The organism is uncultured Chryseobacterium sp. (genome assembly GCF_913776365.1).
Taxonomy (GTDB): Bacteria; Bacteroidota; Bacteroidia; order Flavobacteriales; family Weeksellaceae; genus Chryseobacterium.
Map to the genome: position 1 here is coordinate 1 of NZ_CAJYMO010000145.1, position 6,431 is coordinate 6,431.

General features: G+C 46.5%; 8 protein-coding genes. 5 read left to right on the forward strand and 3 right to left on the reverse strand.

Annotated elements, in window-relative coordinates:
• From QZ735_RS07320 to QZ735_RS07340, 5 genes are all read left to right on the forward strand, one after another.
• A partial coding sequence (locus QZ735_RS07320) for an alkaline phosphatase family protein (protein ID WP_294246261.1) occupies positions 1-576 on the forward strand: 576 nt, incomplete at its 5' end.
• A 141-nt stretch (positions 577-717) separates the two neighbouring features.
• The gene (locus tag QZ735_RS07325; protein WP_294246263.1) at positions 718-1,698 is read left to right on the forward strand and encodes an acyl-ACP desaturase; all 981 of its coding nucleotides are present in this window, start codon (positions 718-720) and stop codon (positions 1,696-1,698) included.
• 84 nt (positions 1,699-1,782) lie between these two features.
• On the forward strand, positions 1,783-2,214 hold the full coding sequence (locus QZ735_RS07330; RefSeq protein WP_294246281.1) for a BT0820 family HAD-type phosphatase: 432 nt from the start codon (positions 1,783-1,785) through the stop codon (positions 2,212-2,214).
• Positions 2,215-2,345: 131 nt separating this feature from the next.
• A complete protein-coding gene (map, locus tag QZ735_RS07335; RefSeq protein ID WP_294246270.1) occupies positions 2,346-3,155 on the forward strand; it encodes a type I methionyl aminopeptidase in 810 nt (269 codons plus the stop codon).
• Positions 3,155-3,922, forward strand: coding sequence for a class I SAM-dependent methyltransferase (locus QZ735_RS07340; protein ID WP_294246272.1), 768 nt, complete (start codon positions 3,155-3,157; stop codon positions 3,920-3,922). Before map ends, QZ735_RS07340 begins: the two co-directional genes overlap by 1 nt.
• A 119-nt stretch (positions 3,923-4,041) precedes the next feature.
• Here QZ735_RS07340 and QZ735_RS07345 read toward each other — a convergent pair whose 3' ends face one another.
• From QZ735_RS07345 to QZ735_RS07355, 3 genes are all read right to left on the reverse strand, one after another.
• Positions 4,042-4,755, reverse strand: coding sequence for a T9SS type A sorting domain-containing protein (locus tag QZ735_RS07345; RefSeq protein ID WP_294246275.1), 714 nt, complete (start codon positions 4,753-4,755; stop codon positions 4,042-4,044).
• 34 nt (positions 4,756-4,789) lie between these two features.
• Positions 4,790-5,119 (reverse strand): multidrug efflux SMR transporter, encoded by a 330-nt coding sequence (locus QZ735_RS07350; protein WP_294246278.1) that lies wholly within the window; start codon positions 5,117-5,119, stop codon positions 4,790-4,792.
• A gap of 93 nt (positions 5,120-5,212) precedes the next feature.
• Positions 5,213-5,776, reverse strand: a complete 564-nt coding sequence (locus QZ735_RS07355) for a Crp/Fnr family transcriptional regulator (protein ID WP_294246283.1) — start codon at positions 5,774-5,776, stop codon at positions 5,213-5,215.
• Positions 5,777-6,431 lie beyond the last annotated feature (655 nt).

Below are 6,431 nucleotides of genomic sequence, written 5' to 3' on the forward strand. Positions count from 1 at the left end.
GAAAGAAACCACAAGACCCAGATCCGGATTGCTGAAACGGAGAAGTACCCGCACGTTACTTTCTTCTTTTCCGGCGGAAGGGAAGAGCAGTTTGCAGGCGAAAAAAGGCTGTTGTGCCCGAGCCCGAAAGACGTGCCTACCTATGACCTGAAACCGGAAATGTCTGCCTACGACATTACCAATGCCATTGTACCGGAACTGGAAGCGGAAACTGCGGATTTCATCTGCCTTAACTTTGCCAATACCGACATGGTGGGCCATACCGGGGTGTTCGAGGCTGCCGTAAAGGCTGCCGAAACGGTTGATCAATGCATTCAGAAGGTAGCAACCACCGCTTACGAACACGGGTATGCCGTTTTCATCCTTGCCGACCACGGCAACTCCGATGTCATGAAGAACCCGGACGGAAGCCCGAATACGCAGCATTCCACCAACCTGGTTCCTTTCATCGTCATGGATAAAGACCGCACCTGGGAACTGAAGCCGGGAAAACTTGGCGACGTTGCCCCTACGATCCTGACCGCGATGGGAGTGGAGATCCCGGAAGTGATGACGGGGGATGTCCTCATCAGCTAATATTTTTACCTATGTGAAAAAAAATGCCGTTATATAAATCATAACGGCATTTATGATTAATATCAGAAAGAATTAACATAATATTATGTTTCAAATAATAATAAAAACGATAACTTTGTAGTTTAATTCTAAATTGTAATAATGTATCAACAGCTTGTAAGGAAAGAAGTAATGGGGATTCTGGAAAAGGAAGTCGGTTCTTTTCTGGATAAATTCTTAACGCCGATTGAAAAAATATGGCAGCCCTCTGACTATCTTCCGGATCCGTCCAGCCCGGATTTCAAGTATGATTTAGAAGAAATCCAGACTTTTGCAAGGGAAATGCCGTATGACTTGTTCGTTACCCTGATCGGCGACTGTATCACAGAGGAGGCACTGCCTTCCTACGAATCCTGGCTGATGGGAGTAGACGGGATCGACCAGGAAAAAACGGAAATTGGATGGGCCAACTGGATCAGGGCCTGGACCGGCGAAGAAAACAGGCACGGCGACCTGTTGGGCAAATACCTTTACCTTTGCGGAAGGGTAAATATGCGGCAGATGGAAATTACCACCCAGTACCTGATCAACGACGGTTTCGACCTGGGTACCAGCATGGACCCTTACCGGAACTTTGTCTACACCAGCTTTCAGGAAACCGCCACCAATATTTCCCACAGAAGGGTAGGCACCCTGGCAAAACAGTCCGGAAATACCAAGCTTGCCAAAATGTGCGCGGTTATTGCGGCCGATGAAGCAAGACATGCCAAAGCCTACAAGCATTTCGTAACAAAAATCCTGGAGATCGACCCTTCCGAAATGATTCTGGCGTTTGAAGATATGATGCGGAAGAAAATCGTGATGCCCGCCCATATGATGCGGCAGTCCGGACAGAAAGCCGGAGAACTGTGGGGCCATTTCTCAGACGCAGCACAGCGTTGTATGGTGTATACCGGACAGGACTATATCAACATCATGAAAGACCTTCTGGACGACTGGAAAATAGAGCACATCAAAGGATTGAACGAAAAGGCTGAAAAGGCCCAGGAATACCTGATGAAACTTCCGGCAAGGCTCCAGAAGATCACAGACCGGATTTCTACGCCGGATCTGCAGTTCCAGTTCAACTGGGTAAAGGAATAATCGCAATGACGAAACGATAAAAGTAAGAGTGCCGATATTTACGGCACTCTTTTTATTTGTATCTTTGCCTACTCAAAATATATTCTGATGAATAACAAAAAAATTGCAGTGGATTTTGACGGAACGATTGTGGATGATGCCTATCCGTCCATTGGCAAACCGAAGATTTTCGCTTTTGAAACCCTGAGAAGGCTTCAGGCCGAAGGGTACCGGCTGATCCTCTGGACCTACCGTCATGGTAAAACCCTGGATGAAGCAGTGGAATTCTGTAAAAAGAACGGAATCGAGTTTTATGCGGTTAACTCAAGCTTTGAAGGCGAGGTTTTCGATTCGGGAACACAATCCCGTAAACTGGATGCCGACTGGTTCATCGATGACAGGAACCTGGGCGGGTTTCCCGGTTGGGGAGAAATCTACAACATCATCCAGGACAGGATCGAATTCCGTGTGGAAGGAAAAGAAGTCCTGGCCTACTCCAAACTCAAGAAAGAAAAGAAGAAAGGATTATTCTGGTAAGAAAATGTAACAATATACCCATGTAACAGTATACCGGTGGTTCAATTCTACATCATCAGACTGCTACATTGTTAAATTGTTACATTGCTACATTATTGTATCATCAGATTGATAAATTGTTACACTATTTTATGATTCAGTTAAAAACGATAGAGGAGCTTCGCCTGATGAAGCAGAGTGCGCAGTTGGTTTCGAGAACGCTGGGAATGCTGGCAAAAGAAATCAAACCGGGCATCACCACGCTGTATTTGGATAAATTGGCACACGACTTTATAAAAGATCATGGTGCAGAACCTGCCTTCTTAGGATACGGCGGCTTCCCTTATTCGCTTTGTATCTCACCGAATGAGCAGGTGGTGCATGGCTTTCCCAATAAAGAAGAAATTAAAGAAGGCGATGTGCTTTCCGTAGACTGCGGAGCCGTGCTGAACGGATTTGTAGGCGACCATGCGTACACCTTCGAAATCGGTGAAGTAAAGCCGGAAACCAGGAAGCTGCTTGCCGTAGCTAAAGAATCCCTTTATAAAGGAATTGCACAGTGCGTCAGAGGAAAACGCATCGGCGACATTTCTCATGCTATCCAGAGCCACTGTGAAAAAGAAGGCTACGGTGTGGTAAAGGAGCTGGTAGGCCATGGCGTGGGCCGGCAGATGCATGAAGATCCGCAGGTGCCTAACTACGGAAGACAGGGAAGCGGCAAAGTCATCAAAGACGGCCTGACCATCGCTATCGAACCGATGATCAACCTCGGAACCGAAAAAGTGAAATTCCATAACGACGGCTGGACGGTAACCACGCTCGACAACCAGCCTTCTGCCCACTTCGAGCATGATGTGGCCGTAATCAACGGGAAACCGGTATTGCTTTCCACCTTTCAGTACATCTATGAGGCACTGGGCATTGTAACGGATGAAGAAAAAGCTTTCCAGCTGGATTTCTGATGAAAACGGTGGCCAAACTTTTGCTGAACAGCATCCCGCGTCCCTGGCTCATCAAGATGAGCATCTGGGCACGTCCGGTGATCTATCAGCTGTTCAAGGGAGATCAGTTCCATGATCCTATTGACGGGAAATCCTACCGGAAATTCCTGCCTTACGGATACGGGAAACAGAGGGAAAATGCCCTTTCGCCCGGAACCCTGAGCCTGGAAAGGCATCGCCAGATGTGGCTGTACCTTCAGAATGAAACCGACTTTTTCATTAAAAACCATAAAGTACTCCATATCGCTCCGGAACAGGAACTTTTAAGGAAATTCAAAAGGATGCGCAACCTCAATTACATTTCTGCCGACCTGTACTCGCCGATAGTGGACGTAAAGGCCGATATCCTCGATCTGCCGTTTGAAGATGAAAGCTTCGACATTATTTTCTGCAACCATGTCCTGGAGCATATTATAGATGATGCCAAAGCCATGAGCGAACTCTACCGCGTACTGCGGCCGGGAGGCTGGGGGATCCTGCAGGTACCGATGAAAAATGCCCTTGAACAGACTTATGAGGATTTCACCATCACGGATCCTAAAGAACGGCAGAAACATTTCGGCCAGTACGACCATGTCCGCTGGTACGGGATGGATTATTTCGACCGCCTGAAAAAGGCCGGATTTGAAACCGATGCCAACTATTACTCACAGAATTTTTCCGACGAGGAGATTAAAAAATACGGCCTGCGGAAAAACGAGATCCTGCCGCTGGTTTACAAAAAATAAACAACAACGTCTGATAAAGTAAAAGCCCGGATTTTCCGGGCTTTTACTTTATCATCAATGATAGCATTTGATCTTGGAAATCATAATGGGATCGCAGTCTACACTGGGATCCGGAAGATTTACTTTTTAATGAACGGCAGAGATTTATACCCTTCCACCGTCAGGATATAAGAGCCTGCCTGAAACACCTGTACATCAACTTTCACTTTACGGTCTGCCGTTTTGGTTTCATACACCAGTTTTCCGGAAGCATCGTGAATTCTCAGCATCAGGTTTTTCTCCACATTCTCAAGATGGAGAACATCCGTTACCGGATTGGGATAAGCGCTGAATTCTTTCTTCACGATTTCGTTTTCTGCTGTGCTGAGCTGCGACGTATTGTTATAATACATCTTGTTTCCGGAAGGGGAAGTGATGACTAATGTCTTGAGGTTACCGGATGTGGTAATCTGATAGGTAAAAACCGACCCATAGGATGCATTGACGAAATAGTCACAGTTTTTCTGGTCGTAATTTCTTACCGGAACAGCATTTCCCCCGTTATACCAGAGAAGGGTACATCCTGCGGTAGCGGTCATGATCATATTGTTGGTGCCCGGCATGATTCCGACCATGAAACCGGAAGTATTGTAATATTTGGAGCTGAAGGAATAACTGGTTCCGCCTGCCGCAGTAAATTTAGAAACCGGAACACCGCCGTCTATAAGAGGCGTATTGGTCGTCTGCCCGGTACTGGTCACCATCTTGGAAATATACCAGTTGTTTGATAAAAGATCTGAGGTTTGGGCGGATAACATTCCTCCTGCCAGTAAAAGAAATAAAGCTTTTTTCATGGTTATAATTTTTTTGTAAGGATAATTATTTTTTTCAATGGGAAGAAACCGCTTTCAGTCCTGCTACGGAACCGATCAGGGTCAGGATAAAGAAAATCCTCCAGAAGGTCACCGGCTCCCTGAAAAACAGAATTCCAACCAGGGCTGTTCCTACGGCTCCTATGCCTGTCCACACCGCATAAGCCGTACCGACAGGAAGTGTCTGGGTGGCTTTCATCAGCAGGAGCATGCTTGCCGTAAGCGAAATAAGGAAGCCTGCAAACCACAGGTACATTGCAGTTCCGGTGGTTTCCTTTACTTTTCCGAGGCATGAGGCAAAAGCTACCTCAAACAGGCCGGCTATAATTAAAATAATCCAGTTCATTGTTCAGTTATTATGGTGCACAAAGTTCAGGATTTAAAAGGAATTACCATTTTACAATTGTTAAAAAACACCGCTGTCCGGCAACGGATGAGGTCACCTCATTTCTGCACGGATCCTGCTCAGGCTTACCTGGGTAATCCCTAAATAGGAGGCGATATGGCCCAGCTGTACCCGCTGCAGCAGGTCCGGCTTCTCTTTCATCAGGTCATGGTACCGTTCAGCTGCGGTCTTGAACTGCCGGGAAATAATCAGTTCTTCGGTTTTCACCAGTTCCTTTTCTGCAAACTTCCTTCCCCAGTTGGCCATATGGATGTCTTTACGGAACAGCTCTTTCAGGACAGCGGTTTCCAGCCGGTACAGCAGCCCGTCTTCCAGCAGTTCGATATGCTCATAGCCCGGGCGTTCTTCCACATAGCTTTTCATGGAAACCACCGGGTCGCCTTCCTTCCCGAACCAGAAGGTAATATCGCGGTCTTCTGACGGGGCATAGGCCCGGGCAATCCCTTTTTTCATAAAGTAGATGTAAGGGACTACTTTTCCGGCTTCCATCAGGATCGTATTCCGGGGAAAGGCAATTTCGGTTACCAATGCCGTCAGCTGCCGTTTTGAAGTGCCGGGCAACGGATAAATCCGGTCGAGGATTTCATCAATCATCATCATCATCATTTATTTTAGCCAAAAATACTATTTTTCCGATAGCTGAATACGTCTTCCTTTAATTTTTGTTTCGGAATGGATGTAGCGGAGGAGCGCTCCGGAAGATGGGTATGGTGCCAGACATTTTGAATAAGAATTCCGTAAGGGTTCGTGTTGTAAGCCGGACTGGAACGGTATCTTATATATCTTTGGCAATGACCTTCTCTTCAGGGCCGGAACAGGATACTTTATATTTTGTCCTTTCCTGAACATATGGTAAACTCCTTGCATATCCCGTTGCCTTTTTCTCCATCAGGCCGAAACGCAGCGGGATGCTCTGTTATGCTGAGTAGATCATCATACTAGACCGGAACCGCTATTTTTGATACCGGAAACAGAAAGATCGGTATTTTCTGCCTTATGGCCTGAATCCCATACAGACCCGGCTGCCGGTTTCATGATATCCTGCCTACAGCCGTTGTGATGCTGAACTGATAAAAATTTTACTGTTATCCGGTTACAATCCTTTTTTACCTTCCAGCCAGTAGCCTTTAGCATAAATTTTACCTTTGTGATGATTCATCTTCAAGGCCTTCCGGAAATTCTGTATGGACCGGACGTTTCCGTTAAGTATGATACTGGCATCCCGCCATTCTGCATCAGTGCATACAGAAAG